The following is a 25,607-nucleotide window of genomic DNA, read 5'->3' as shown; positions in this document are numbered from 1 at the left end:
CCTACGCCGCATCGGAGAGGCACGACAGGCGCAATGGGTATCGCGGCGGTGATGACCGATATGACACTCTCCTTTCACCTGAACGGAGACCGGGTGGACCTGCACGGGGCCGAGCCCACGATGACGCTGCTTGACTGGCTGCGGATCGAGCGGGGCCTGACCGGCACTAAGGAAGGCTGCAACGAGGGCGATTGCGGCGCCTGTACGGTGATGGTCACCGACGAGGCCGGGCCGCGCGCGCTGAACGCCTGCATCCTGTTCCTGCCGCAGTTGCAGGGCAAATCCGTCACCACGGTCGAGGGGCTGGCGCCGCCCTCGGGCGGGCTGCATCCGGTGCAACAGGCGATGGTCGATCACCACGGCTCGCAATGCGGTTTCTGCACCCCGGGTTTCACCGTGTCGATGGCCACCGCCCAGCTGACCGGCGAGACCGATCACGATCTGACCCTGGCGGGCAACCTCTGCCGCTGCACCGGCTATGCGCCGATCATCCGCGCCGCGGAAGAGGCGGCGACGAAACCCGCGCCCGCGCATCTGCCGACCAGTTTCAAGATGCCGGTGGACGCCCCCGGCCCCGCCTTCCAGCCCGAGAGCGCCGACGACCTGGCCGCCTGGTATGCCGCCCATCCCGAGGCCACGCTGGTGGCCGGCGCCACCGACCTGGGCCTGCATGTGACAAAGCAGATGCGCGATCTGGGCGAGGTCGCCTTCCTCAACCGCTGCGCCGATCTGAAGGGCGTGACGGTAACCGAGGACGCGATCCGCATCGGCGCCATGACCACCTGGTCCGAGCTGCTGCCCCAGATCGCCCCCTATCATCCCGGTCTGGCCGCCATGCTGCGCCGCTTCGCCTCTGTCCAGGTGCGCAATGCGGCCACCGTGGGCGGCAATATCGCCAATGGCTCGCCCATCGGGGACGGGCCGCCCGCGCTGATCGCGCTGAATGCCACGCTGCACCTGCGCCAGGGCGACAGCCGCCGCGCCCTGCCGCTGGCCGATTTCTTCCTCGACTACGGCCGCCAGGACCGCGCGCCGGGCGAGTTTGTCGAGGCCGTCACCATTCCGCGCCAGCCCGACCGGCTGGCCTGTTACAAGCTGTCGAAACGGTTCGACCAGGACATCAGCGCCGTCTGTGGCTGTTTCAATATCACCGTCGAGGACGGCAGGGTGAGCGAGGCCCGCATCGCCTTTGGCGGCATGGCCGGGATCCCCAAACGCGCCGCCCATGTCGAGGCCGCCCTGCTGGGCAAACCCTGGACCCAGGACACCCTTTGCGCCGTCTGGCCCGAGTGGGAGAAGGACTTTACGCCGATGTCCGACATGCGCGCCTCGGCCGCCTACCGGCTGACCGCCGCCCGCAACATGCTGAGCCGCTATTTCCTGGCCGATCTGGGCCAGCCCGTCGACGTGCTGGAGATCGAGGCATGACCGAGCAAGTCCGCAAGCCCCTGCCCCATGATTCCGGCCCGCTGCATGTGACGGGCCGCGCCCGCTATATCGACGACATCCCCCTGCCCGCCGACACGCTGCACCTGGCCTTCGGCACCTCGCCCGTGGCCCGGGGCAAGATCACCTCTCTTGACCTGGGCCCGGTGCGCGCCGCCCCCGGTGTCGTCGCGGTCTATGAGGCCGCCGATCTGCCCTTTGCCAATGACGTGGCCTCGGCCCCCGTCCATGACGAGCCGCTGCTGTCCACCGGCACGGTCAACTACGTGGGCCAGCCCATCTTCCTGGTCGCCGCCACCTCGCACCACGCCGCGCGCCGGGCCGCGACCCTGGCCAAGATCGAGATCGCCGAAGAGACGCCGATCCTGACCGTGGAAGAGGCGCTAGAGGCGCAAAGCTACATCGAATACCCGGCCCTGGTCTGGACCAAGGGCGATGCCGAGGCGGCGATCAAATCCGCCCCGCGCATCATCGAGGGCCGGATCGAGATGGGCGGGCAGGAACATTTCTACCTCGAAGGCCAGGCGGCCCTGGCCCTGCCGCAGGAAAACGGCGACGTGCTGGTCAATTCCTCGACCCAGCACCCGACCGAGATCCAGCACAAGGTGGCCGAGGCCATCGGGCGGCCCATGCACGCCGTGCGCGTCGAAAGCCGCCGCATGGGCGGGGGCTTTGGCGGCAAGGAAAGCCAAGGCAATGCGCTGGCCATCTCTTGCGCCGTGGTGGCCACGCTGACCGGGCGGCCCGCCAAGATGCGCTATGACCGCGACGACGACATGCAGATCACCGGCAAGCGCCATGATTTCCGCATCGACTATACCGTCGGCGTCGATGACAGGGGCCGCATCCTGGGCGTCGACTTCCGCCAGTACACCCGCGCGGGCTGGTCCCAGGACCTGACCCTGGCGGTGGCCGACCGCGCCATGCTGCACGCCGACAACGCCTATCTGCTGGAAAACGCCCGGATCGAAAGCCACCGTCTGCGCACCAACATGTGTTCCGCCACCGCCTATCGTGGCTTCGGCGGGCCGCAGGGCGTGGTGGGGATCGAACGCGTCCTCGACCATATCGCGCACGAGCTGCGCCTGGATCCGGTGGCGGTGCGGCAAGTGAACTACTACGCCGATTGCGCGCCGCTGACCGATGGCGACACGCCTGCCAAGGCCGCCGCCCCGGTGCAGACGACGCCCTACGGGATGCCGGTCACCGATTTCGCCCTGCACCGGATGACCGCGAAACTGCTGGACAGCGCCGACTATCAGGCGCGCAAGGCCGCCGTAGCGGCCTGGAACGCGGCCAATCCGGTGCTGAAAAAGGGGCTGGGCTTCAGCCCGGTGAAATTCGGCATCTCCTTCACCCTGACCCACCTGAACCAGGCGGGGGCGCTGGTGCATGTCTATCACGACGGCTCGGTACAGCTGAACCATGGCGGGACGGAAATGGGCCAGGGCCTGTTCCAGAAGGTGGCGCAGGTCGCCGCCTCGCGCTTTGGCATCGCGATGGAAGACGTGCGCATCACCGCCACGGACACCGCCAAGGTGCCCAATACCTCGGCCACGGCGGCCTCGTCGGGATCGGACCTGAACGGCATGGCGGTCAAGGCTGCCTGCGACACGATCCGCGACCGGATCGCGGGCGTGGTGGCAGGGGATAAGGGCGACCCCGCCCAGGTGATCTTTGCCGAGGGCATGGTGCGCCTGGGCGAGACCGAGATGACCTTTGCCCAGGCGGCCGAGCTGGCCTGGAAGGCGCAGGTCAGCCTGTCGGCCACCGGGTTCTACAAGACGCCGGATCTGAAGTGGAACCGGGAAACCGGTTTTGGCACGCCCTTCTACTACTTCGCCCATGGCGCGGCGCTGACCGAAGTGGTCGTCGACACGCTGACCGGCGAGAACCGCATCCTGCGCACCGACATCCTGCATGACGCGGGCGCCTCGCTGAACCCGGCGCTGGACGTGGGCCAGGTCGAGGGCGGCTACGTGCAGGGCGCGGGCTGGCTGACCACCGAGGAACTGGTCTGGGACGGCAAGGGGCGGCTGCGCACCCACGCCCCCAGCACCTACAAGATCCCCGCCTGTTCCGACCGGCCCCGCATCTTCAACGTGGCGCTTTGGGACGAGCCGAACCCGGCGGCCACCATCTATCGCTCCAAGGCCGTGGGCGAGCCGCCCTTTATGCTGGGCATTTCCGCCCTGCTGGCCCTGTCGGATGCGGTGGCGGCCTGTGGCACGACCTATCCCTGCCTCGATGCGCCGGCCACGCCGGAACGGGTTCTGGCCGCCATCGACCGGGTGAAGAATGCTTGACCGCGCCGCCCTTGCGCGCGCCCTGGCGCAGGCCCCCCGCGTGGTGCGGGTGGTGGTTGCGGACGGCCGCGGATCGGTCCCGCGCGAGGTGGGCGCGGCCATGCTGGTTGGCCCCGCCGGTCTGCTGGACGGCACCATCGGCGGCGGCACGCTGGAGCATGAGGCGATCACCCGCGCCCGGACCCTGGGCGCCGACCTGCTGGACCGGCGCGCGCTCGGCCCCGATCTGGGCCAGTGCTGCGGCGGCGCGGTGACCCTGCTCTATGAGGTCTGGGACGCCGCAAAGCTGGCCGCGCTTGAGGCGCAAGAGGGGCGCGCGGGCGCGGCCCATGCCCGCCCCCTGCCCGGCCATCCGCCCGAGCAACCCCTGGTGGTCACCCGTCTGTTGAACACCGCCCGCGCCCAGGGCCTGCCGCCCGAGGCGCAGATGCTGGACGGCTGGATGATCGAGCCCCAGGCCCGCACGGCCCGGCCCCTGTGGGTCTGGGGCGCCGGTCACGTGGGCCGCGCCATTGTCGCCACCCTGGCCCCCCTGCCGGGGGTCGAGGTGACCTGGATCGACACCGCGCGCGACCGCTTTCCCGATCAGATCCCCGAGGGCGTGACCATCCTGCCCGCCGCCGATCCGGCGCGGCTGGCCGCCCATGCACCGGCCGAGGCCGAACACCTGATCCTGACCTATTCGCACGCACTGGACCTGGCGCTGTGCGACGCGCTGCTGCGCCGGGGCTTTGCCGCCTGCGGGCTGATCGGTTCGGCCAGCAAATGGGCGCGCTTCCGCAAGCGCCTGGCCGCGCTTGGCCATAGGCCTGCCCGGATTGCGAGCATTTCCTGCCCGATCGGTCAGCCGTCCTTCGGGAAGCATCCGCAGGAGATTGCGGTCGGCGTCGCCGCCGAGATATTGGATCGCAGGGCGCAACAAGACGCCAAGAGGGGGAGAACCGCGTGACGGGGACGCTGCTGAAAATCGTTGGCCTGACAAAGGCCTATCCCGGGGTGGTCGCCAATGACGACGTCTCCTTCAATATCCAGGAGGGCGAGGTGCACGCCCTGCTGGGCGAGAACGGCGCGGGCAAGTCCACGCTGGTCAAGATGATCTACGGGCTGGTCAAACCCGACAGCGGCGACATGGCCTTCATGGGCACCGCCTATGAGCCCTCGGAACCGCAGGAAGCGCGGGCGCGTGGCGTCGCCATGGTGTTCCAGCACTTCAGCCTCTTCGACGCGCTGAACGTGGCCGAGAACGTGGCCCTTGGCATGGCCGAGCCGCCCAAGACCAGCGAGCTGGCCGAGCGTATCCGTTCTGTCTCGGAACAATACGGGCTGCCGCTGGATCCCTGGCGCCTGGTGGGCGACCTGAGCGCGGGCGAACGCCAGCGGGTCGAGATCATCCGCTGCCTGTTGCAGGATCCCAAACTGCTGATCATGGACGAGCCGACCTCGGTGCTGACGCCGCAGGAGGTTGAGATCCTGTTCGCCACCCTGCGCAAGCTGAAGTCCGAGGGCACGTCGATCCTTTACATCTCGCACAAGCTGGAAGAGATCCGCGCGCTGTGTGACGAGGCGACAATCCTGCGCCTGGGCAAGAAGGTCGGCACCTGCACGCCGCGCGAAGTGACGGCGGCGCAGATGGCCGAAATGATGGTGGGCAGCGAGCTGCACCGCCCCGAACGCGAAGCCACGACGCCCGGTGAGGTGCGCCTGGCGCTGAATGATCTGTCGGTCGCCTCGCCCAGCCAGTTCGGCACCTCGTTGAAGAACATCACCCTGGAGGTGCGCGCGGGCGAGGTTCTGGGCCTCGCGGGTGTGGCAGGCAACGGCCAGGACGAACTTCTGGCCGCGCTCTCGGGCGAGATCACCTCTGCGCCCGGCATGGTCGTGCTGGACGGCACCCAGATCGGCGCCAAGGGCCCCGGGCCGCGCCGCCGCATGGGCCTGCTGACCGGGCCCGAGGAACGGCTGGGCCATGCCGCCGCGCCGAACATGAGCCTGACCGAAAACGCCCTGCTGACCGGGGCGGAACGCGAAGGGCTGATGTCCAACGGCTTTCTCAAATGGGGCAAGGCCAAGAGCTTTGCCGAGGCGATCATCGAACGTTTCGACGTGCGCACCCCGGGCACCGAGACGGTGGCCCGCGCCCTGTCGGGCGGCAACTTGCAGAAATTCGTCATCGGCCGCGAGGTGATGCAGCGCCCCGAGGTGCTGGTGGTGAACCAGCCCACCTGGGGCGTGGATGCCGCTGCCGCCGCCACCATCCGCCAGGCGATCCTGGATCTGGCCGCGGGCGGGGCGGCCGTCATCGTGATCAGTCAGGACCTGGACGAGCTGATGGAGGTCTCCGACAATTTCGCCGCCCTGAACGAGGGGCGCCTGTCCGAGATCAAGCCCGCCAAGGGCCTGAGCATGGAAGAGATCGGCCTGATGATGGGCGGCGCCCACGGGATGGAGGTGGCCCATGTCTGATCTGAGGATCCGGGCCGTATCGCCCGTGGCAACCTGCGCCTCCGGCGGGGATATTTCTGGCAATGAGAAGACGGGGGTCGGCGCATCGACCCGGGGGGGACGCGCATGATTTTCCTGGAGAAGAGGCCGCAGCCGTCAAAGACGCTGTCCTATGTGACGCCGGTTCTGGCGGTGCTGATCACCATGGTCGCGGGCGGGCTGCTGTTCGCCATCCTGGGCAAGGATCCGGTGGCGGCGATCCGCATCATCTTCTGGGATCCGCTGTTTGGCGAGTTCGCCTTCTACTATCGCCCGCAACTGCTGGTGAAGGGGGGGCCACTGATCCTGATCGCGCTTGGCCTCTCGCTTGGCTTCAAGGCGGGGATCTGGAACATCGGCGCCGAGGGGCAATATATCATGGGCGCCATCGCGGGCGCCGGGGTGGCCCTGGCCCTCTATCCGCTGGAGGCCTGGTGGATCTTTCCGCTGATGATCCTGGCGGGCGCCCTGGGGGGCTGGGCCTGGGCGATGATCCCGGCCATCCTGAAGGTGAAATTCGGCACCAACGAGATCCTGGTCTCGCTGATGCTGGTCTATGTGGCCGAGAACTTCCTGGCCTCCATGGCCATTGGCGCGATGAAGAACCCCGAGGGATTCGGCTTTCCGGGCTCGCGCAACCTGCAACAATATCCCTCGGCCCATAATACCGAGATCATCGCCGGATCGGGGATGCACTGGGGCGTGGCGGCGGCCTTCATCGCCGCGATCCTGGCCTATGTGCTGCTGAACCGGCACCTTCTGGGCTTCCAGATCCGGTTGACCGGCGAGGCGCCGCGCGCCGCGCGGTTCTCGGGCGTGAAACCGGCGCGGCTGATCCTGTTCTGCATGGGCGTCGCCGGTGCCCTGGCCGGGCTGGCGGGGATGTTCGAAGTGGCTGGCCCCTCTGGGCAGATCACCACGGGCTTTAACGTCGGCTACGGCTTCACCGCCATCATCGTGGCCTTCCTGGGCCGGTTGCATCCGGTGGGGATCGTGCTGGCAGGCCTTCTGATGGCGCTGACCTATATCGGCGGCGAAGCGGCGCAAAGCTCGATGCAGCTGCCCGCGGCGGCGATCCAGGTCTTCCAGGGGATGTTGCTGTTCTTCCTGCTGGCCGTCGACGTTCTGACCAACTTCCGTATCCGCATTACCTTGGGGGAGACCGCCTGATGGATTTCTCTGCGATCAATCCCGCCCTGCTTATCGCCTCGCTGATGGTGGCGGCGACCGCCGTGATGATTGCCGCCATTGGCGAGCTGATCGTCGAAAAGGCCGGTGTGCTGAACCTCGGGGTCGAGGGGATGATGATCACCGGCGCGATCTGCGGCTTTGCCGTGGCCGTGGGCACCGGCTCGCCCCTGCTGGGCTTCGTGGCCGCCGCCGCGGGCGGCGCGGTGCTGTCCTTCCTCTTTGCCATGCTGACCCAGTTCGCGCTGGCCAATCAGGTGGCCTCTGGCCTGGCACTGACCCTCTTCGGGCTGGGCCTGTCGTCGTTGATGGGTCAGGGCTATGTGGGGATCAAACCGCCCGCCAGCCCGCGCCTGGATCTGGGCCCGCTCAGCGATCTGCCCGGGCTGGGCCCGATCCTCTTCAGCCATGACCCGATGGTCTATGCCGGGCTGGTGCTGGTGGCGCTGACCTGGGCCTTTCTGAAATACACCCGCGCCGGGCTGATCCTGAAGGCCGTGGGCGAGAACCACGACGCGGCCCATGCCCTGGGCTACAAGGTGATCCGCATCCGCATCCTGGCGATCCTCTTCGGTGGCGCCTGCGCAGGCCTGGGCGGCGCCTACATCAGCCTGATCCGCGTGCCGCAATGGACCGAAGGGATGACCGGCGGCGTCGGCTGGATCGCCCTGGCCCTGGTGGTCTTCGCCAGCTGGAAGCCCTGGCGCGTCCTGCTGGGTGCCTACCTCTTCGGCGGGGTGACGGTGTTGCAGCTGAACCTTCAGGCGGCAGGGGTTGCGATTCCCGCAGAATACCTTTCCATGTCCCCGTACCTGATCACCATCGTGGTGCTGGTCCTGATGTCTTTCGACCGCAGCGGGGCGCCTGCCTCTCTGGGTCGTACCTTCCACGCCTCGCAGTGAGGCCTGGCAAAATCGCGTGCCCCAAGGGCGCCAAACAAACCAAGAATGGGAGATTGTTATGCTTCTGAAAAAACGGAGTTTCCTGGCCGGGGCCGCCACTGTCGCGGCGATGACCGCGCTGTCGACCGGCGCCGCCTTCGCCCAAGAGAAGACCAAGGTGGGCTTCATCTACGTCGGCCCGATCAACGATGGCGGCTGGTCGCAGCACCACCATGAATCCGCCCTGCAAATGGTCGAGGCCATCGGCGAGGACAAGGTCGAGCTGGTCTACCAGGAGAACGTGCCCGAAGGCCCCGATGCCGAACGCGCGATGACCCAGATGGCCCTGAACGGCGCCGACATCATCTTCTCGACCTCCTTCGGCTACATGGATCCGACGCTGAACGTCGCGGGCAAGTTCCCCGATGTGCGCTTCGAACATGCCACCGGCTACAAGACCGCCGACAACATGTCCGCCTACTCGGCCCGCTTCTACGAAGGTCGCGCCGTGCAGGGCACCATTGCCGGTCACATGACCCAGTCGAACGTCATCGGCTACATCGCCTCGGTGCCGATCCCCGAGGTCGTGCGCGGCATCAACTCGGCCTATATCCACGCCAAGAAGGTGAACCCGGACGTCGAGTTCAAGATCATCTGGCTCTACACCTGGATGGACCCGGCGAAAGAGGCCGACGCGGCGCGCACCCTGATCGAACAGGGCGCAGACGTGATCCTGCAACACACCGACAGCACCGCGCCGCTGGCCGCCGCGCAGGAAGCGGGCAACGTGATCGGCTTCGGCCAGGCCGGTGACATGGCCGACTACGCCCCCAGCCCGCGCGTCAGCTCGATCATCGACAACTGGGCGCCCTACTACATCTCCCGCGTCGAAGCGGTGATGGACGGCACCTGGGAAAGCCATTCGGTCTGGGAAGGCATCGGTGACGGCATGGTCGGCATCGGCGAGATCACCGAGGCGGTCCCCGCCGAGGTCAAGGCCGAGGCCGAGGCCATGCGCGACGCCATCGCCGCGGGCGAGTACCACCCGTTCACCGGCCCGCTGAAAAAGCAGGACGGCTCGGACTGGCTGGCCGAGGGTGAAGTGGCCGATGACGGCACCCTGGGCGGCATGATGTTCTACGTCGAAGGCATCGAAGGTTCGGTCCCGCAATAAGCGGCCCCGCCTGACAGACAGCAGCGCCCCGGTGGATCCCTCCGCCGGGGCGTTTTTCTGCCCGCCGCCCGGAGGCAGCGCCCCGAAACGAAAAGACGCGCCCGGTTGCCCGCGCGCGTCCTGTCCATTCGATGGCCGAAAATACTCCCGCCGGAGGCATCGGCCCGGGGGCCGATACCCGAGTGCCTGCGTCAGCCGTCCAGGCGGATGGTGGCGTTCTTCGGATCGTAGGGGCTGTCCTCGACGATCTCGGCGTCCCACAGCTGGTCGAACATCTTCACCTTCAGCTTCTGGCCCACCGTGGCCAGCGCCGGGTCGACATAGCCCATGCCGATGGACTTGCCGAAGGCCACCGAATAGCCGCCCGAGGTCAGACGCCCGACCTTGGTGCCATCGAGATACAGCGCCTCGCGGCCCCAGGGATCGGCATCGTCGGGCCCGTCGATCAGCAGGGTGACGCATTTCGAGCGGATGCCCTTGGCCACCATCGCCTCCTTGCCGAAGAACTCTTTCGACAGGTCTATGAAGCGCGGCAGGTCGGCCTCGGCCGGGGTCGCGTCGCGGCCCAGCTCGGTGCCGAAGGCACGGTAGGATTTCTCCTGACGCAGCCAGTTCTGGGCGCGGGCGCCAACCAGCTTCATGTCGAACTCGGCCCCGGCCTCGACCAGGCGGTCCCAGAGGTGGTTCTGCATCTCGATCGGGTGATGCAGCTCCCAGCCCAGCTCGCCGGTATAGGCCACGCGGATGGCGTTCACCGGCACCATGCCCAGTTCGATCTGCCGCGCCGACAGCCAGGGGAACCGCTTGTTGGACAGCGCGGTTTCGGGCTCGGCGTCGCGGATCAGCTTCTTCAGCACGTCGCGGGATTTGGGGCCCGCAATGGCGAAGACGCCCCACTGGGTGGTCACGTCCTGCACGATGACCAGCTTGCCGGTCTCGGCCATGAAGTCCTCGGCGGCCTTCACCAGGTAGTCCTGGTCATAGGCCGTCCAGGCGCCCGCCGAGACCAGATAGTAGGCATTCTCGCCATTGCGCACGATGGTATATTCGGTGCGCGTGGTGCCTGCCGAGGTCAGGGCGTAGGTCAGGTTGATCCGGCCCACCTTGGGCAACTTGTTGCAGGTGAAGCGATCGAGGAACTCGGTCGCGCCATTGCCGGTCACCGTGTGCTTGGTGAAGGCGGTGGCGTCGATCAGGCCCACGCCCTCGCGCACGGCCTTGGCCTCTTCCACCGCATATTGCCACCAGCCGCCGCGACGGAAGCTGCGCGATGCGTGATCGTCAAAGCCTTCGGGGGCGTAGTAGTTGGGGCGTTCCCAGCCGTTCACCTGGCCGAACTGCGCGCCTGCGGCCTTCTGGCGGTCATAGGCGGGCGCGGTGCGCAGCGGGCGGGCCGCTTCGCGTTCCTCGTCGGGGTGGTGCAGGATGAAGACGTGCTCGTAGGCCTCTTCGTTCTTGGCCACGGCCCAGTCGTTGGTCTGCCAGCTGCCGTAGCGCTTGGGATCCAGCGAGGCCATGTCGATCTCGGCCTCCCCTTCCACCATCATCTGCGCCAGGTAATAGCCGGTGCCACCGGCGGCGGTGATCCCGAAGGAGAAGCCCTCGGCCAGCCACATGTTGCGCAGACCCGGCGCCGGACCGACCAGCGGGTTGCCGTCGGGGGTATAGCAGATGGGCCCGTTGAAATCGTCCTTCAGACCCACGGTTTCCGAGGAGGGCAGACGATGGATCATCGACATATACTCTTCCTCGATCCGCTCCAGATCCAGCGGGAAGAGGTCGGCGCGGAAGCTGTCGGGCACGCCGAAACGGAAGCGCGCGGGCGCGTTCAGCTCATAGGGGCCCAGGATCCAGCCGCCGCGTTCCTCGCGCACGTACCACTTGGCGTCGGCATCGCGCAGCACCGGGTGCTCTTCGCCGCCCGCGTTGCGATAGGCCACCAGTTCGGGGTCGGGTTCGGTGACGATGAACTGGTGCTCCACCGGGATGGCGGGCATCTTGATGCCCAGCAGGCGCGCGGTGCGCTGTGCGTGGTTGCCGGTGGCGGTCACCACATGCTCGGCGGTGATGACGATCTGCTCGTCCGAGGGCACCAGGTTGCCGCCCTTCTCCACCATCTTGGTGCAGGTCACCTCCCAGGCCTCGCCGGTCCAATGATAGCCGTCCACCTGCCACTTGCGCTCGATCGTCACGCCGCGCTGCCGGGCGCCCTTGGCCATGGCCATGGTGACGTCGGCCGGGTTGATGTAGCCATCGGTGGGGTGATAAATCGCGCCCTTCAGCCCCTCGATATTGACCAGAGGCCACCGCTCCTTGATCTGGGCGGGGCTCATCCATTCATAGGGCACACCGCAGGTTTCGGCGGTAGTGGCATAGACCATGTATTCGTCCATGCGCTCTTGCGTCTGCGCCATGCGCAGGTTGCCCACGACCGAGAAACCGGCATTCAGCCCGGTCTCTTCTTCCAGGGTCTTGTAGAAATCGACCGAGTATTTGTGAATGTGGGTGGTGGCATAGCTCATGTTGAAGAGCGGCAGCAGACCGGCCGCGTGCCAGGTCGAGCCCGAGGTCAGCTCGTCCCGCTCCAGCAGCATCACATCCTGCCAGCCGGCCTTGGCCAGATGGTAGGCAATGGAGGTGCCGACGGCACCACCGCCGACGACAAGAGCTTTGACATTGGTTTTCATGATGACCTTTCCCTGAAGCACGGCCTGAACGCTATCCGGCTCAGCTTTAGCAGGACCGACAGATTCCGAAGGGTCCAGCCGACGCAAAGTCGCCCGAATGCGACCTCGGCCCGGATCGGCGCCGCTTTTCGCCCTCTGCCCCGCCGCAAAGGCCCCGTCACACGCCCCCGGGTCGCCCGGATCATGAGCGCCCGGCATGACCTGTCGCGCGCCGCGCATAGCCTGTCCGCGCAGCGGGACAATCGCCGCATCGCGGAAAAAACGTGACGTTGCCGTGTCACTGAGCGTCCCTTTTGGCCTGTCAACGCGAGAACGGAGCCTATATCAACTCCGGGGAGAAGAAGGGCCGCGCCGAATCCAGCCGGGCCCAAATGCAAAGGGAGTGACCGCATATGAAGGTACTGGTACCTGTCAAGCGCGTGATCGACTACAACGTGAAGGTCCGGGTCAAGGCGGACGGTTCGGGTGTCGATCTTGCGAATGTGAAGATGTCGATGAACCCGTTCGACGAGATTGCCGTTGAAGAGGCGATCCGTCTGAAAGAGGCGGGTGTGGCGACCGAGGTCGTCGCGGTGTCGATCGGCGTGAAACAGGCGCAGGAAACCCTGCGCACCGCGCTGGCCATGGGCGCCGACCGCGCCATCCTGGTGGTCGCCGCCGATGATGTGCATACCGACATCGAACCCCTGGCCGTCGCCAAGATGCTGAAGGCCATCGTCGATGAGGAACAGCCGCAGCTGGTCATCGCCGGCAAGCAGGCGATCGACAACGACATGAACGCCACCGGCCAGATGCTCTCGGCGCTCCTGGGCTGGTCCCAGGCGACCTTCGCCGGCGCCGTCACCGTCGAGGGCGACGCGGCTAAGGTCACCCGCGAGGTGGACGGCGGTCTGCAAACCATCAGCGTGAAACTGCCCGCCGTGGTCACCGCCGACCTGCGCCTGAACGAGCCGCGCTATGCCTCGCTGCCCAACATCATGAAAGCCAAGAAGAAACCGCTGGACGAGAAGACGCCCGCGGATCTGGGCGTCGATCCGGCGCCGCGGCTCGAAGTGATCAAGACCGCCGAGCCCGAGGCCCGTCAGGCCGGTGAGATGGTCGGCTCGGTCGACGAGCTGGTGGCGAAACTGAAAGAGAAGGGGATCGTGTAATGGCCGTTCTTCTGCTTGCTGAAATCACCGATGGGGCCCTGGGCCTGGATGCCACCGCCAAGGCCGTCTCGGCCGCCGCGAAACTGGGCGACGTGACCGTGCTTTGCGTCGGCGAAAGCGCCCAGGGCGCCGCCGAAGAGGCCGCCAAGATCGCCGGTGTCGCCAAGGTGCTGGTCGCCGAGGACGCCCTTTACGGCCACCGCCTGGCCGAGCCCGTCTCGGCCCTGGTCGCCGCGTTGGGCGCGGACTATTCGCACATCGTGGCCCCCGCCACGACGGATGCGAAGAACATCCTGCCCCGCGTCGCCGCCCTGCTGGACGTGATGATCCTGTCCGACGTCACCGCCGTGGTCGACGCCGATACCTTCGAGCGTCCCATCTATGCCGGCAACGCGATTCAGACGGTAAAGTCGAAGGATGAAAAGAAGGTTATCACCTTCCGCACCTCGACCTTCGACGCCGCCGGTGACGGTGGTTCGGCACCCGTGGAAAGCGTCGCCGCCGCCGCCGATCCGGCCCTGTCGAGCTGGGTCGAAGACAAGGTCGCGACCTCGGACCGCCCCGAGCTGACCTCGGCCGGCATCGTCGTTTCCGGCGGCCGTGGCGTGGGGTCCGAAGAGAACTTCGCCCTGATCGAGAAACTGGCCGACAAGCTGGGCGCCGCCGTGGGCGCGTCTCGCGCCGCGGTCGATTCGGGCTTTGCGCCGAACGACTGGCAGGTGGGTCAGACCGGCAAGGTCGTGGCGCCCGAGCTCTACGTGGCCGTCGGCATCTCGGGGGCGATCCAGCACCTCGCGGGGATGAAGGACAGCAAGGTCATCGTGGCGATCAACAAGGACGAAGAGGCGCCGATCTTCCAGGTGGCCGACTACGGCCTGGTCGCCGACCTCTTCGACGCCGTGCCGGAGCTGGTCGAGAAGCTGTAAGGCGTCAGCGCCCTTTGACACCCGAAAGGCCCGCCCCACGGCGGGCCTTTTGCTGTCTGAGCGGGCGGCAGGGGGCTCTGCCCCCCTTGAGCCTGCGGCTCAATTCCCCCCGGGATATTTTTGGCAATGAGAAGAGAGGGGGCGATGCACGCCAAAGCCCCAGCCCGCCCCCGGCTGCCAAATCCGCCAACAAGGGTGCCAGCGCCGCCGTTGGCCCAGATCTCAGCCGGGGGGCGATCGGGGCTTTCAGGCGCCCTCTCCTTACGCTTCTCATTGCCAGAAATATCCCCGCCGGAGGCTTCGGCCCGGCACGGGCCGAAAACAAACGCGACGGCCCGGACAAAACCCCGCCCTCCGAACAGCTCTACCGGGGCCAACCGCGCCCCGCCGCCGAGGCGCCTCGATGGCGCAGAAGCGGCACCACCGGGGGGTCAGCTTTCGAGGATCGCCTTCAGCACCGGGGTCAGCGCCTCGGCCACCTCACCGTGAGCGGCAGAGGACAGCTGTTCGGCTGCTGCCGGGGCCTCCATCGCGGCAAAGACCATGCCGCGCGTGCCCTCGGCCCGGGCGGCCTCGGAGGGCACCACTTGGACCAGGGCGTTGACCCGGGGGCGCAGGGCCTCGATCATCTGGTCGGTGACGAAAAGCGGGTCCAGATCGAGATCCGGCCCCTCGGCCTCTTCCGCGCGGGGTGGGGGACGGTCGGCGAACCACAGCAGCACCACTGGCACCGGGATCCGGTCCAGCAGCTGCCCCATCCGGGCCACCCAGGCCGATTGCAACTCTTCGCGCAGCAGGGCGAAACGTTCCGGGGCCCGCTCGTGCAGAGCGCCCAGCAGGTGGCGGGTAAAGTGGAATTCGGTGAAATCCACCTCGCGATAGACCGTCTGCAACAGGGTCGAGGCCTGGACGAAGCGGTCGTTGCGGCGCGGATGCACGGAATAGAAGCGATTGGACATGTTCTGCGCCCCCGGCAGGCGGATCACCGCGACCCGCGCCTGGCCCACCACCTGCAAAAGGTCGGGATCGCCGAGGAAGGCATCCACCCCGGCATTGGCCCAGCCGAGGTTCACCGCCCCCAGGCCCAGCCGTTCCTCGAGGATCGCCGGATAGGGATGGGCGATGAATCGTCCATAGGTTTCCGCCCCGCCCAGATAGGCCACAAAGGGCGCGTCCAGCCGCCGTTTCGGCCCCCGGAACAGGGTCTTGCACCGCCCGTAGCGGCACGGAAGATAATCAAGGCCAGCCCGGCCCGGTTTGTCAAAGCTCATCACACCCACCAATAGTCACCCATCCGCCAGTCTGGCGGGCAAAGCTTGCCAAAGGCCTAAGGGGCGCCCGGGGCTTGCGGCGGGGGCGCTGCCGGTCCACATTGCGCGCGAACACCGCAAAGGAGGCTGACGTGGTCGAGATCAAATCGGTAGGCGTGGTGGGCGCGGGCCAGATGGGCAACGGTATTGCCCATGTCTTCGCCTTGGCGGGCTATGATGTGCTGCTGAACGACATCAGCCAGGAAGCGCTGGATCGCGGTCTGGCGACGATCACCAAGAACCTGGAACGGCAGGTCAGCCGCGGCAAGATCCCGGAGGAGGAGAAGGCGGCGGCGCTGGCGCGCATCTCGACCACGCTGAAGCTGACCGACCTGGGCCCCACCGATCTGGTGATCGAGGCGGCGACCGAGAAGGAACATGTGAAGGAGGCGATCTTTGCCGACCTTCTGCCGCATCTGAAACCCTCGACGATCCTGACCTCGAACACCTCGTCGATCTCGATCACCCGTCTGGCCTCGCGCACCGACCGGCCCGAAAAATTCATGGGGTTCCACTTCATGAACCCGGTGCCGGTGATGCAGCTGGTCGAGCTGATCCGCGGCATCGCCACCGACCAGGAAACCTACGAGGCTTGCCTGAAGGTGGTTGAAACCCTGGGCAAGACCGCCTCCAGCGCCGAGGATTTCCCAGCCTTCATCGTCAACCGCATCCTGATGCCGATGATCAACGAGGCGGTCTATACGCTGTATGAGGGCGTCGGCAACGTACGGTCCATCGACGAGGCGATGAAGCTGGGCGCCAACCACCCGATGGGCCCGCTGGAGCTGGCCGATTTCATCGGGCTGGACACCTGCCTGGCGATCATGAACGTGCTGCACGACGGGCTGGCGGATACCAAGTACCGCCCCTGCCCCCTACTGACGAAATATGTCGAGGCCGGCTGGTTGGGCCGCAAGACCGGGCGCGGTTTCTACGACTACCGCGGCGAAACGCCGGTGCCGACGCGCTGAGGCGCGCCAGGCGAGCAAAGACAAAGGGGCGGGATCCGGCAGATCCCGCCCCGTTTCTTTTGCGGGCGCGGCCCGCTTGGGCGCGCCCCCCCTGGCTGTCAGAGCTTCACCTCGACGCCCTGGGTCATCCATTCGATCTGCAATTGCAGCGCCACCGGCCCCCAAAGCATGTTGATCCGTTCCCGTTCCTCCAGGCCGCCGCCGCTGTTGGCCCGGCGGATCGTCTTGTACATGCCCGCTGCGGCGCCGTCGCAATCCACTGGCAGCACCTGGTACTGCACCCCATAGATCACCCCGCCATGGTCGGCGGTCATGGCCAGCGTGGTCTGCGGCCCCTTGCCGACCTGATCCAGCGGAATGATCGCCTCGCCCAGGTAATCATCGCGCGACCCGCCGTCCCAGTCGTAGAACTTGATCGCCAGTTCGGTCTGGTTGAACACCCCCATGACCTCGGACACCAGGGATTTCTGCCCGATGATATCCTCGGAATGCTCCTGCTGGATCGAGAAGGTTTCGTTCGGCGCGGGCCAGAAGGCGGCCTCGTCCCCGCGCTCGCCGGACAGCGACAGATAGAGGTCGTCCGCATCGTTGCGGGTCTCGGCGATCGACTCGATCAGCCCCGGGATCCCGTCCGAGGCGACGGCGCCGACCTTCAGCCCGGCCGAGGATTTCAGCATCGCCTTCAGGACCTGGCCCTTGGGCCCCATCGAGGCGGGGATCCCCTCGGCCAGATCGGCGTTGGCCGCGGCCTGGGCTTCGGCCATGGCGCCCATCAGGTCGAAGACGGCGGTGTTCAGAGAACTGTCGGTGGCCGAGCTGACCTTGATGGCGGTGATCCGGTTGATCTGCACGACGCCGCACTGGCCTTCGGCAAGGGCAGGGCCGGCAAGGGAAAAGAGCCCGGCGGCCAGGGCGCCGGTGAAGACTTTGATCGTCATTGGAAAACTCCTGATGAAATATGCCATCAGAAAGCGCCGAAACCCTGCCGTAGGGTAGTCAGGTATTCATGACCCCCTGATCAGGTCTCAGGTGAAATCGGCCTCGCTCTGGGCCTGCAACTCCAGCGCCGGGGCCGGGGTGGCGGCGCGCAGGTCGTCCACCGACAGCGGCTCGGTCGGTTTCGACAGGCGGTTGCGGGTCACCCAGTACAGGCGTTCCTCGGCACGGGTGATGGCCACATAGGCCAGGCGCTTCCAAAGCGGCTGCCCCGCCTCGACCCGGCCCATGCGCGAGGCGACCTCGATGTCGGGGGCAAAGACCTGCACCTCGCGCCACTGGCTGCCCTGGGCCTTGTGGATGGTCACCGCCGCCCCGTGCAGGAAGGTGGCGCCCATGCGCGCGGCATAGGGAATGAAGGGCTCTTCCTCATCCGGCTTCTCGATCTTGACGATCGAGGCGGCGGAAACCTGCGGGTTCTCGGCGCCGACCACATGCAGCCGGGAAAACCCGCCGCGCTTGCCGGGGCCCAGATAGATCACCTGGGCGCCCTTGATCAGGCCGCGCGCCTCAAGGTCGAGGCGTTTCTTGCGGTGCTTCAGCGGCAGTTCGAGGCCATCGCAGATCAGCGGCTCGCCCGGCAGCAGGGCGTCCTCAGGCGCGCCATGCACCTGACGAAAGGCGTTGATCAACCGGATGCGGGTGGCGTTGCGCCAGACCAGCACCGGCGAGCGGGCCATCAGCCCGGCCTCGACCCGGCCGGCGAAGACCACGCGGTCGTCGGCGCGCGCCTTCTCTTCGACCATGCGTTCGAAGGCGTAGAAATCGACCATCGGATCGGCCAGGGCATGGGCCAGGTCGAGGATCGGGTTATCGGCCTCCTGCCGGTGGATCCGCGCCAGGTGCAGCAGGGCCGGTTCGGGCAGGCTGTCGAAAACCATCTTGCCCGACTGGCCCACCGGCGCCAGCTGCGCCGGATCGCCGAAAAGGACCAAGTTGGGGAAGATCTCGCGCAGGTCGTCGTACTGGCGTTCGTCCAGCATCGAGGCCTCGTCGATGAACCCCACGTCCAGCGGATCGTCGCGCCGTTTCCAACCGGTGATGAAGTCGCTGCCCCGCAGACCCGCCACGGCCAGGGCGGCGGGGATCGACTTGTTCACCTCATAGCTGGCCTTGGCGCGGGCCATCATCTCGGGCGTGACGCCCTCGATCTCGGGCATCTCGCCCTGGCCTTCCAGCCATTCGGCGATCTTCTCGTACTCCGGGTCATAGACCGGCTTGTAGAGGATGCGATGGATGGTGGTGGCGGGCACGCCGCGCAGGCGCAGCACCGCGGCGGCCTTGTTGGTGGGCGCCAGGATCGCCAGGGTGCGGGCGTCGCGGTCGCGCTTGGGTTCGTAATCGCCCGAGACGATGGACAGCCCGGCCTCTTGGCAGGCCTTGTACAGCTGGGCCAGCAACATGGTCTTGCCCGAGCCCGCCTTGCCCAGCACGGCCAGAGAGCGCTGGCGCCCCTCGACCGGCGGCAGGGTGGTGCCATCGACAAGGTCGATGCCCGCGCCCTTCAGGGTTTCGGCAACGCGATCCCAGGCCTGGGCCTGGTCGTCAGAAAAGGTCAGCGCGGGGACGGTGCTCATGGCCGCGACGCTATCCTGTCGCCGCGCGAAGCACCAGAGAGAGCGCGCCGGTTTGACGCCTTCCGCGCGCCGCCCGGACGGCCCGCGCCCAGCGACACGCCTTCTCGCCTTCTCGCCTTCTCGCCTTCTCGCCTTCTCGCCTTCTCGCCTTCTCGCCTTCTCGCCGAGAGCTCTCCCCCGCCCACAGGCGCCGCGCAAGAGCCTGTCCGCAAGGCTTCCCCCGTCCAGCCAGACCCGACATCCATCAGCCCCTGCATCAGCTAGAACAGCCCCCCAAAGACCGCGCCCCTCTCAACCCGCGCGCCGTTCCAACGGCAGCCCGACCTCTGCGGCGGGCGCTCCTACAGCTTCTCATTGCCAAAAATATCCCGGGGGTGAATGGGGCCACAGGCCCCAGAGGGGGCAGAGCCCCCTGCCCCGTCACCTTTCGCGCAAGGTCTGCCCTGTTTCGCGCAAGCTCGCCCTGACGTAGCACGACCTGCCCCGCAATCCTCCGCCGCCTATCCCGCCGCTCTCAGCAAGGCCCGACGTCTCCCGGCCTAGTGCCGTCGCATCGAGGGCATCCGCGCCGCCTCTTCTCCGCTTTGGAAGGCGCTGCGCATCCGGTCGATCCGCTTGCGGGTGATCTCGTTCTGCAAGACGCGGCCGACCTGGGCCAGTTTCTCGGCCGAGGTGTGAAGCGCCCGCTCGCGCGCGGCCTCTTGCAGATCGGCCAGCACGTCGATCATCCACTGATCGGCGCTGATCTTCGACAGAAGGTATTCGGCCTCGCGCGGATTGGCGCCGTAGTCGCCCGCCAGGCTTCGGTCATAGCTCGTCGGCATCGTCTCTCTCCCAGACAGACCGGGATCTCTCCCGGACAACCGGACCCTCGGCCCCTGGCCGATCCGCCCGGTCCCCCGTCCCCGACACGAAAAGGTCGGCGGCCCGGGGGCACACCGACCATATTGCGCGCGATCCGCAAAGAAAGTGTTAAGACCGCCCCGCTTCCAGCACGTCCTCGACGGTGCGCAGCCCGGTCCGGGGCGCCTGCACCAGCACCGCCATATTGCCCGGCTTATGCTCATTGCGCAGCATCTTGGTATGGGCCTTGGGGATATCCGCCCAAGGGAAGACCTCGGACATGCAGGGATCCAGTCGCCGTTCCAGCATCAGCCGGTTGGCCGAGGCCGCCTGTTTCAGGTTGGCGAAATGCGACCCCTGAAGGCGCTTCTGGTGCATCCACATATAGCGCACGTCGAAGGTACAGTTGAACCCCGAGGTGCCCGCACAGATGACGACCATGCCGCCCTTCTTCACCACCAGGGTGGAGACCGGGAAGGTCGCCTCGCCCGGATGTTCAAAGACCATGTCGACGTTGACGCCCTTGCCGGTGATGTCCCAGATCGCCTTGCCGAACTTGCGCGCCTCGGCGAACCATTCCTTGTATTCCGGCGTGTTCACCGTGGGCAGCTGCCCCCAGCAGTTGAATTCCTTGCGGTTGATCACGCCCTTGGCGCCCTGATCCAGCACGAACTGGCGCTTGCTTTCGTCCGAGATCACGCCGATCGCATTGGCGCCCGCCGTATTGGCCAGCTGGATCGCGTAAGAGCCGAGGCCCCCCGAGGCGCCCCAGACCAGGACGTTCTGCCCGGGCTTCAGCTCATGCGGGTGATGGCCAAACAGCATCCGGTAGGCGGTAGCCAGGGTCAGGGTGTAGCAGGCCGATTCTTCCCAGGTCAGATGCTTGGGACGCGGCATCAGCTGCTGCGCCTGGACGCGGGTGAACTGCGAGAAGGACCCGTCGTTGGTCTCATAGCCCCAGATCCGCTGGGTGGGGCTGAACATCGGGTCGCCGCCGTTGCATTCCTCGTCGTCGCCGTCGTCCTGGTTGCAGTGGATGACAACCTCGTCGCCGACCTTCCAGGTCTTCACCTTGTCGCCCACGGCCCAGACGATACCGGCCGCGTCGGAGCCCGCGATGTGATAGGGCTGCTTGTGACCGTCGAAGGGCGAGATGGGGGTGCCGAGACCCGCCCAGACGCCGTTGTAGTTCACGCCCGCCGCCATCACCAGGACCAGCACCTCGTGGCTGTCGATCTCCCAGGTGTCGACGACCTCCTGCTGGAAGCTCTGCTCGGGCTCGCCGTGCCGCTCGCGGCGGATCGCCCAAGCGTACATCTGCTTGGGCACATAGCCCAGGGGCGGCAGTTCGCCGATCTCGTAGAGGTCCTTCTCCGGCGCGTCATAGGGTGCGATGCCGGTTTCCGTATCCAAAGCCATCTGGGCCTCCTCACAAGCAATTTGCCGCGATGCAGAATCGCGGGGTGTAGAGGAGGGATACATATCGCCACGCAACTTTGCAATGCCTGACGTACCATTCGTGAAATTTTCTGTCGCGCAAGATTATTTCCAATCCTGCCCACCAAAGCCCCGTCCCCCCTGTCCTTACAAAGGCCTGTCTCGGTGGCACGCCCTCTATACCGGCGCCCCGGCCGCCCCGAACACCTACCGACCAGGGACCGGCAGGGGCCCGCCCGCCCGCGTCCGGGCCTGGGCCGAAACGCTGCGTCGCGGCGAATTGACATCGCCACATTCTTTCGCCTATCTATCGCATGACGTAATTTAATTGCTCTACGGATGCGCGCCCTAAGACAGGCCCGCACCAGAGGGAGGGCCCGATGACCGACCAGACCCAGACCGCTGCACAACCGGCCAAGGATCGCCCCTGGCTGTTCCGCACCTATTCCGGCCATTCCACGGCCCAGGCCTCGAACGCGCTCTACCGCTCCAACCTGAAAAAGGGCCAGACCGGGCTGTCGGTGGCCTTCGACCTGCCGACCCAGACCGGCTATGACAGCGACCATGTGCTGGCGCGCGGCGAAGTGGGCAAGGTGGGCGTGCCGATCTGCCATCTGGGCGACATGCGCACCCTGTTCGACCAGATCCCGCTGGCGGAGATGAACACCTCCATGACGATCAACGCCACGGCGCCCTGGCTGCTGTCGCTCTATATCGCCGTGGCGGAGGAACAGGGCGCCGAGCGCCACGTGCTGCAGGGCACGGTGCAGAACGACCTGATCAAGGAATACCTGAGCCGGGGCACCTATATCTGCCCGCCGGAACCCAGCCTGCGGATGATCGCGGATGTGGCCGAATATTGCTACCGGGAGGTTCCCAAGTGGAACCCGATGAACGTCTGCTCCTACCATCTGCAGGAGGCGGGCGCGACACCGGAGCAGGAGCTGGCCTATGCGCTGGCCACCGGCATCGCGGTGCTGGACGCCCTGCGCCCGCGGGTGCCGGCGGAGGATTTCCCCACCGTGGTCGGCCGCATCAGCTTCTTCGTCAACGCGGGCATCCGCTTTGTCACCGAGATGTGCAAGATGCGCGCCTTCGTCGATCTCTGGGACGAGATCTGCGCCACCCGCTACGGGGTGGAGGACGCCAAGTTCCGCCGCTTCCGCTATGGGGTGCAGGTGAACTCGCTGGGGCTGACCGAGCAGCAGCCGGAGAATAACGTCTACCGCATCCTGATCGAGATGCTGGCGGTGACCCTGTCGAAGAAGGCCCGGGCGCGGGCGGTGCAGCTGCCCGCCTGGAACGAGGCGCTCGGCCTGCCGCGCCCCTGGGATCAGCAATGGTCCCTGCGGATGCAGCAGATCCTGGCCTATGAGACCGACCTGCTGGAATACGGCGATCTGTTCGACGGCAACCCGGCGATTGACGCCAAGGTCGAGGCGCTGAAAGAGGGCGCGCGGGCGGAGCTGAAGGTGCTGGACGGCATGGGCGGGGCGATCGGCTCGATCGACTACATGAAGTCGCGCCTGGTGGAAAGCAATGCCGACCGGGTGGGCCGGATCGAGCGGGAAGAGACCGTCGTGGTCGGCGTGAACCGCTGGACCGAGGCGGAACCTTCGCCGCTGGTCGGCGAGGACGGCGGCATCATGACCGTCGACCCCGCCGTGGAAGCGGATCAGGTGAGCCGCCTCGAGGCCTGGCGAGCGGCGCGCGACGCGGACGCGGTGCGCGCGGCCCTCGATGGGCTGCGCGCGGCGGCGCGGGCGGGGGAGAACATCATGCCCGCCTCGATCACCGCCGCCCGGGCCGGGGTCACCACCGGCGAATGGGCCCAGGCGATGCGCGATGTGCATGGGCAATATCGCGGCCCGACGGGCGTCGCGGCGGGCGTGTCGAACCGGGCGCAGGGGCTGGAAACCCTGCGAGATCAAGTGGATGCGGTCAGCCGCCAGCTGGGCCGCCGGCTGAACTTCATGATCGGCAAGCCGGGCCTCGACGGCCATTCCAACGGCGCCGAACAGATCGCCTGTCGGGCCCGCGATTGCGGCATGGAGATTCACTACGAGGGCATCCGCCTGACGCCCGAGGAGATCGTCACCCGCGCCCGCGAGGAAAACGTCCATGTGCTGGGCCTGTCGATCCTCTCGGGCAGCCACATGCCCCTGGTCGAAGAGGTGCTGCGCCGGATGCAGGACGAGGGCCTGTCGCATGTGCCCCTGGTCCTGGGCGGCATCATCCCCGAGGCCGACGCGGCCCGCCTGCGCGAAATGGGCGTGGCGCGGATCTACACGCCCAAGGATTTCGCCCTGAACACCATCATGGCGGATGTGATCACCCTGGCCACACCGGACGAGGCCGCCGCCTGATCCTTCCTCCGGGCGCCCCGGCGCCCGATTGCAGGCCCCTCGGGGCCGACGCGCCGTCCGTTCCTCCCAACGGGCGGCGCCTTGCCTTGCCCTCGCCGTTTCAGCGCGTAGTCTGGCGGCAAACGCGCGCGCGCCCGCGCGCCTTTCACGCAAGGACATGACATGACCGTACATATCGGGGCCCAACCGGGTCAGATCGCCGAAACCGTGCTGATGCCGGGCGACCCCTACCGCGCCCGCTGGGCCGCCGAAACCTTCCTGGAGGAGGCCGAGCTGGTCAACGAGGTGCGCGGGATGCTGGGCTTTACCGGCACCTGGCGCGGCCATCGGGTGACCATCCACGGCTCGGGCATGGGGATGCCGTCGCTGTCGATCTACGCCAACGAGCTGATCCGCGACTACGGCGCCAAGACCCTGATCCGCATCGGGTCTTGCGGCGGCATGCAGGACAAGGTGAAGATCCGCGACGTCATCCTGGCAATGACCACCAGCACGATTTCGACCCCCTCTGCCGGGATCTTCAAAGAGCTGAAATACGCCCCCTGCGCCGATTACGACCTGCTGCGCGCCGCCCATGACGCGGCGCTCGCCAAGGGCGTGGGCGTCCATGCGGGGGGGATCTATTCCTCGGATGTCTTCTATGACGAACGCCCCGACCTGAACGAACAGATGCAGCGCCACGGCATCCTGGGGGTCGAGATGGAGGCGGCCGAGCTGTACACCCTGGCCGCCCGCTACGGGGTGCGCGCCCTAGCGGTGCTGACCGTCTCGGACCACCTGCTGACCCATGAGGCCCTGCCCTCGGAAGACCGCGAACGCAGCTTTGGCGACATGGTGGAAATCGCGCTGGAGGCCGCCTTCGCATGACATTCCAACAGGTTGAACTGGGCCGCACCGGGATCATGGTGCCGCAGCTGGCCTTTGGCGCCATGTCCTTTGGCGGCATGTTCGGGCCCACCGACGAAGAGACCTCTCACGCCTGTCTCGATGCCGCCATCGCCGGGGGCATCACCTTCTGGGACACCGCCAATATCTACGGCATGGGCGTCAGTGAAACGGTGATCGGCCGCTACCTGGCGGCGCGCAAACCGCAGGGGATCCGCATCGCCACCAAGGCCTCGATCATCGGCGGCCCCGAACGGCGGGTGGACAATTCCTACACCTACCTCCGGGCCGAGCTGGAAGCCTCGCTCGACCGGCTGGGGCTGGACAGCGTCGATCTTTTCTACGCCCACCGTCACGACCAGGAGACGCCCATCGAAGAGGTGGCCGAGACCATGGGGCGGCTGATCGACGAAGGGTTGACCCGCAGCTACGGCCTGTCCGAGGTAGCCCCTTCGACGGTGCGCCGCGCCCATCCGGTGCGCCCGGTGACGGCGGTGCAGAACGAATATTCCCTCTGGACCCGCCAGCCCGAGCTGGGGCTGATCCAGACCTGCGCCGAACTGGGCGTCAGCTTTGTCGCCTTCTCGCCCCTGGCGCGCGGGATGCTGGGCGAGACCTCGGTGCGCCGCGAAGACATGCGCCCCGGTGACTTCCGCCTGAACAACCCCCGCTTCATGGAACCGAACTTCGCCCGGAACCTGTCCCGGGTCGCGGCCTTCCGCGCCTGGTGCCAGGGCAAGGGCTGGACCGTGGCGGGCACGGCGCTGGCCTGGGTCATGGCGCAGGGCCGCCACGTGATCCCGATCCCCGGCACCCGCACCGGCGCCCATCTGGGCGAATGGCTGGACGCGGGCCACATCCGCCTGGGGCCTCAGGAACTGGCAGAGATCGCCGAGATCCTGCCCGTCGGCTGGGCCTGGGGCGACCGCTACGGCGATCATCAGCTGCATTCCATCGAACGCTACTGCTAGGCCTGTCCCCG

General features: G+C 67.0%; 19 protein-coding genes. 13 read left to right on the top strand and 6 right to left on the bottom strand.

The annotated features are described in order from the left end of the window. The first annotated feature begins 60 nt into the window (after positions 1 to 60). The 7 genes from xdhA to ACRARE_RS12365 all read left to right on the top strand — a co-directional run bounded on the left by xdhA (position 61) and on the right by ACRARE_RS12365 (position 9,476). The gene (gene xdhA / locus ACRARE_RS12395; protein ID WP_432656772.1) at positions 61 to 1,428 is read left to right on the top strand and encodes a xanthine dehydrogenase small subunit; all 1,368 of its coding nucleotides are present in this window, start codon (positions 61 to 63) and stop codon (positions 1,426 to 1,428) included. Next, entirely contained in the window at positions 1,425 to 3,752 is a 2,328-nt protein-coding gene (gene xdhB / locus ACRARE_RS12390) for a xanthine dehydrogenase molybdopterin binding subunit (RefSeq protein ID WP_432656754.1), read from the top strand. Before xdhA ends, xdhB begins: the two co-directional genes overlap by 4 nt. Continuing rightward, the gene (gene xdhC, locus ACRARE_RS12385; RefSeq protein ID WP_432656753.1) at positions 3,745 to 4,701 is read left to right on the top strand and encodes a xanthine dehydrogenase accessory protein XdhC; all 957 of its coding nucleotides are present in this window, start codon (positions 3,745 to 3,747) and stop codon (positions 4,699 to 4,701) included. The genes xdhB and xdhC overlap by 8 nt, the downstream gene beginning before the upstream one ends. Then, positions 4,698 to 6,215 (top strand): ABC transporter ATP-binding protein, encoded by a 1,518-nt coding sequence (locus ACRARE_RS12380; RefSeq protein WP_432656752.1) that lies wholly within the window; start codon positions 4,698 to 4,700, stop codon positions 6,213 to 6,215. The genes xdhC and ACRARE_RS12380 overlap by 4 nt, the downstream gene beginning before the upstream one ends. A 105-nt stretch (positions 6,216 to 6,320) precedes the next feature. After that, on the top strand, positions 6,321 to 7,403 hold the full coding sequence (locus ACRARE_RS12375) for an ABC transporter permease (protein WP_432656751.1): 1,083 nt from the start codon (positions 6,321 to 6,323) through the stop codon (positions 7,401 to 7,403). Next, positions 7,403 to 8,323 carry an ABC transporter permease gene (locus tag ACRARE_RS12370; protein ID WP_432656750.1) on the top strand — a complete coding sequence of 307 codons (921 nt, stop codon included), beginning with the start codon at positions 7,403 to 7,405 and terminating at the stop codon, positions 8,321 to 8,323. Before ACRARE_RS12375 ends, ACRARE_RS12370 begins: the two co-directional genes overlap by 1 nt. Before the next feature lie 109 nt (positions 8,324 to 8,432). Beyond that, a complete protein-coding gene (locus tag ACRARE_RS12365) occupies positions 8,433 to 9,476 on the top strand; it encodes a BMP family ABC transporter substrate-binding protein (protein WP_432656771.1) in 1,044 nt (347 codons plus the stop codon). 191 nt (positions 9,477 to 9,667) lie between these two features. Here the strand turns inward: ACRARE_RS12365 and ACRARE_RS12360 are convergent, their stop codons facing one another. Continuing rightward, positions 9,668 to 12,163 carry a GcvT family protein gene (locus tag ACRARE_RS12360; protein ID WP_432656749.1) on the bottom strand — a complete coding sequence of 832 codons (2,496 nt, stop codon included), beginning with the start codon at positions 12,161 to 12,163 and terminating at the stop codon, positions 9,668 to 9,670. Between the two features lie 392 nt (positions 12,164 to 12,555). Here ACRARE_RS12360 and ACRARE_RS12355 point away from each other — a divergent pair, with 392 nt between their 5' ends. Together ACRARE_RS12355 and ACRARE_RS12350 are read left to right on the top strand one after the other, a co-directional pair. Continuing rightward, positions 12,556 to 13,314: an electron transfer flavoprotein subunit beta/FixA family protein gene (locus tag ACRARE_RS12355; protein ID WP_432656748.1), complete on the top strand. Its 759-nt coding sequence runs from the start codon at positions 12,556 to 12,558 to the stop codon at positions 13,312 to 13,314. After that, positions 13,314 to 14,240 (top strand): electron transfer flavoprotein subunit alpha/FixB family protein, encoded by a 927-nt coding sequence (locus tag ACRARE_RS12350; RefSeq protein ID WP_432656747.1) that lies wholly within the window; start codon positions 13,314 to 13,316, stop codon positions 14,238 to 14,240. The genes ACRARE_RS12355 and ACRARE_RS12350 overlap by 1 nt, the downstream gene beginning before the upstream one ends. A 431-nt stretch (positions 14,241 to 14,671) precedes the next feature. On the opposite strand, the gene ACRARE_RS12345 is transcribed toward ACRARE_RS12350, so the two are convergent. Next, positions 14,672 to 15,511, bottom strand: a complete 840-nt coding sequence (locus ACRARE_RS12345) for a DUF6473 family protein (protein ID WP_432656746.1) — start codon at positions 15,509 to 15,511, stop codon at positions 14,672 to 14,674. Positions 15,512 to 15,642: 131 nt separating this feature from the next. Here ACRARE_RS12345 and ACRARE_RS12340 point away from each other — a divergent pair, with 131 nt between their 5' ends. Next, positions 15,643 to 16,521 carry a 3-hydroxybutyryl-CoA dehydrogenase gene (locus tag ACRARE_RS12340; RefSeq protein ID WP_432656745.1) on the top strand — a complete coding sequence of 293 codons (879 nt, stop codon included), beginning with the start codon at positions 15,643 to 15,645 and terminating at the stop codon, positions 16,519 to 16,521. 98 nt (positions 16,522 to 16,619) lie between these two features. Here ACRARE_RS12340 and ACRARE_RS12335 read toward each other — a convergent pair whose 3' ends face one another. The 4 genes from ACRARE_RS12335 to ccrA all read right to left on the bottom strand — a co-directional run bounded on the left by ACRARE_RS12335 (position 16,620) and on the right by ccrA (position 21,356). Then, on the bottom strand, positions 16,620 to 17,459 hold the full coding sequence (locus ACRARE_RS12335) for a C2 domain-containing protein (RefSeq protein WP_432656744.1): 840 nt from the start codon (positions 17,457 to 17,459) through the stop codon (positions 16,620 to 16,622). A gap of 87 nt (positions 17,460 to 17,546) precedes the next feature. Beyond that, positions 17,547 to 19,094, bottom strand: a complete 1,548-nt coding sequence (locus ACRARE_RS12330; protein ID WP_432656743.1) for an ATP-dependent DNA helicase — start codon at positions 19,092 to 19,094, stop codon at positions 17,547 to 17,549. A 539-nt stretch (positions 19,095 to 19,633) separates the two neighbouring features. Further along, positions 19,634 to 19,918 carry a hypothetical protein gene (locus tag ACRARE_RS12325; protein WP_432656742.1) on the bottom strand — a complete coding sequence of 95 codons (285 nt, stop codon included), beginning with the start codon at positions 19,916 to 19,918 and terminating at the stop codon, positions 19,634 to 19,636. A 148-nt stretch (positions 19,919 to 20,066) separates the two neighbouring features. Next, positions 20,067 to 21,356, bottom strand: coding sequence for a crotonyl-CoA carboxylase/reductase (ccrA, locus tag ACRARE_RS12320; RefSeq protein WP_432656741.1), 1,290 nt, complete (start codon positions 21,354 to 21,356; stop codon positions 20,067 to 20,069). A gap of 398 nt (positions 21,357 to 21,754) precedes the next feature. Between ccrA and ACRARE_RS12315 the strand changes: the two genes are divergently transcribed. The 3 genes from ACRARE_RS12315 to ACRARE_RS12305 all read left to right on the top strand — a co-directional run bounded on the left by ACRARE_RS12315 (position 21,755) and on the right by ACRARE_RS12305 (position 25,596). Further along, the gene (locus ACRARE_RS12315; RefSeq protein ID WP_432656740.1) at positions 21,755 to 23,740 is read left to right on the top strand and encodes a methylmalonyl-CoA mutase family protein; all 1,986 of its coding nucleotides are present in this window, start codon (positions 21,755 to 21,757) and stop codon (positions 23,738 to 23,740) included. Positions 23,741 to 23,902: 162 nt separating this feature from the next. Beyond that, positions 23,903 to 24,607 (top strand): purine-nucleoside phosphorylase, encoded by a 705-nt coding sequence (gene deoD, locus ACRARE_RS12310; protein ID WP_432656739.1) that lies wholly within the window; start codon positions 23,903 to 23,905, stop codon positions 24,605 to 24,607. Then, positions 24,604 to 25,596 (top strand): aldo/keto reductase, encoded by a 993-nt coding sequence (locus ACRARE_RS12305; protein ID WP_432656738.1) that lies wholly within the window; start codon positions 24,604 to 24,606, stop codon positions 25,594 to 25,596. The genes deoD and ACRARE_RS12305 overlap by 4 nt, the downstream gene beginning before the upstream one ends. The last annotated feature ends 11 nt before the right edge of the window (positions 25,597 to 25,607 follow it).

It is taken from the genome of Pseudooceanicola aquaeponti (assembly GCF_050897975.1).
GTDB lineage: Bacteria > Pseudomonadota > Alphaproteobacteria > Rhodobacterales > Rhodobacteraceae > Pseudooceanicola.
The sequence above is the reverse complement of the archived record's forward strand: the minus strand, read 5'-3'. Positions and strand labels throughout refer to the sequence as shown.

What these genes read in the sequence shown, in the direction of transcription:
- xdhA (WP_432656772.1), top strand. Translation starts at nt 61, where the DNA reads ATGACACTCTCCTTTCACCTGAACGGAGACCGGGTGGACCTGCACGGG.
- xdhB (WP_432656754.1), top strand. Translation starts at nt 1,425, where the DNA reads ATGACCGAGCAAGTCCGCAAGCCCCTGCCCCATGATTCCGGCCCGCTG.
- xdhC (WP_432656753.1), top strand. Translation starts at nt 3,745, where the DNA reads ATGCTTGACCGCGCCGCCCTTGCGCGCGCCCTGGCGCAGGCCCCCCGC.
- ACRARE_RS12375 (WP_432656751.1), top strand. Translation starts at nt 6,321, where the DNA reads ATGATTTTCCTGGAGAAGAGGCCGCAGCCGTCAAAGACGCTGTCCTAT.
- ACRARE_RS12370 (WP_432656750.1), top strand. Translation starts at nt 7,403, where the DNA reads ATGGATTTCTCTGCGATCAATCCCGCCCTGCTTATCGCCTCGCTGATG.
- ACRARE_RS12365 (WP_432656771.1), top strand. Translation starts at nt 8,433, where the DNA reads ATGACCGCGCTGTCGACCGGCGCCGCCTTCGCCCAAGAGAAGACCAAG.
- ACRARE_RS12360 (WP_432656749.1), bottom strand. Translation starts at nt 12,163, where the DNA reads ATGAAAACCAATGTCAAAGCTCTTGTCGTCGGCGGTGGTGCCGTCGGC.
- ACRARE_RS12355 (WP_432656748.1), top strand. Translation starts at nt 12,556, where the DNA reads ATGAAGGTACTGGTACCTGTCAAGCGCGTGATCGACTACAACGTGAAG.
- ACRARE_RS12350 (WP_432656747.1), top strand. Translation starts at nt 13,314, where the DNA reads ATGGCCGTTCTTCTGCTTGCTGAAATCACCGATGGGGCCCTGGGCCTG.
- ACRARE_RS12345 (WP_432656746.1), bottom strand. Translation starts at nt 15,511, where the DNA reads ATGAGCTTTGACAAACCGGGCCGGGCTGGCCTTGATTATCTTCCGTGC.
- ACRARE_RS12335 (WP_432656744.1), bottom strand. Translation starts at nt 17,459, where the DNA reads ATGACGATCAAAGTCTTCACCGGCGCCCTGGCCGCCGGGCTCTTTTCC.
- ACRARE_RS12330 (WP_432656743.1), bottom strand. Translation starts at nt 19,094, where the DNA reads ATGAGCACCGTCCCCGCGCTGACCTTTTCTGACGACCAGGCCCAGGCC.
- ACRARE_RS12325 (WP_432656742.1), bottom strand. Translation starts at nt 19,918, where the DNA reads ATGCCGACGAGCTATGACCGAAGCCTGGCGGGCGACTACGGCGCCAAT.
- ccrA (WP_432656741.1), bottom strand. Translation starts at nt 21,356, where the DNA reads ATGGCTTTGGATACGGAAACCGGCATCGCACCCTATGACGCGCCGGAG.
- ACRARE_RS12315 (WP_432656740.1), top strand. Translation starts at nt 21,755, where the DNA reads ATGACCGACCAGACCCAGACCGCTGCACAACCGGCCAAGGATCGCCCC.
- deoD (WP_432656739.1), top strand. Translation starts at nt 23,903, where the DNA reads ATGACCGTACATATCGGGGCCCAACCGGGTCAGATCGCCGAAACCGTG.
- ACRARE_RS12305 (WP_432656738.1), top strand. Translation starts at nt 24,604, where the DNA reads ATGACATTCCAACAGGTTGAACTGGGCCGCACCGGGATCATGGTGCCG.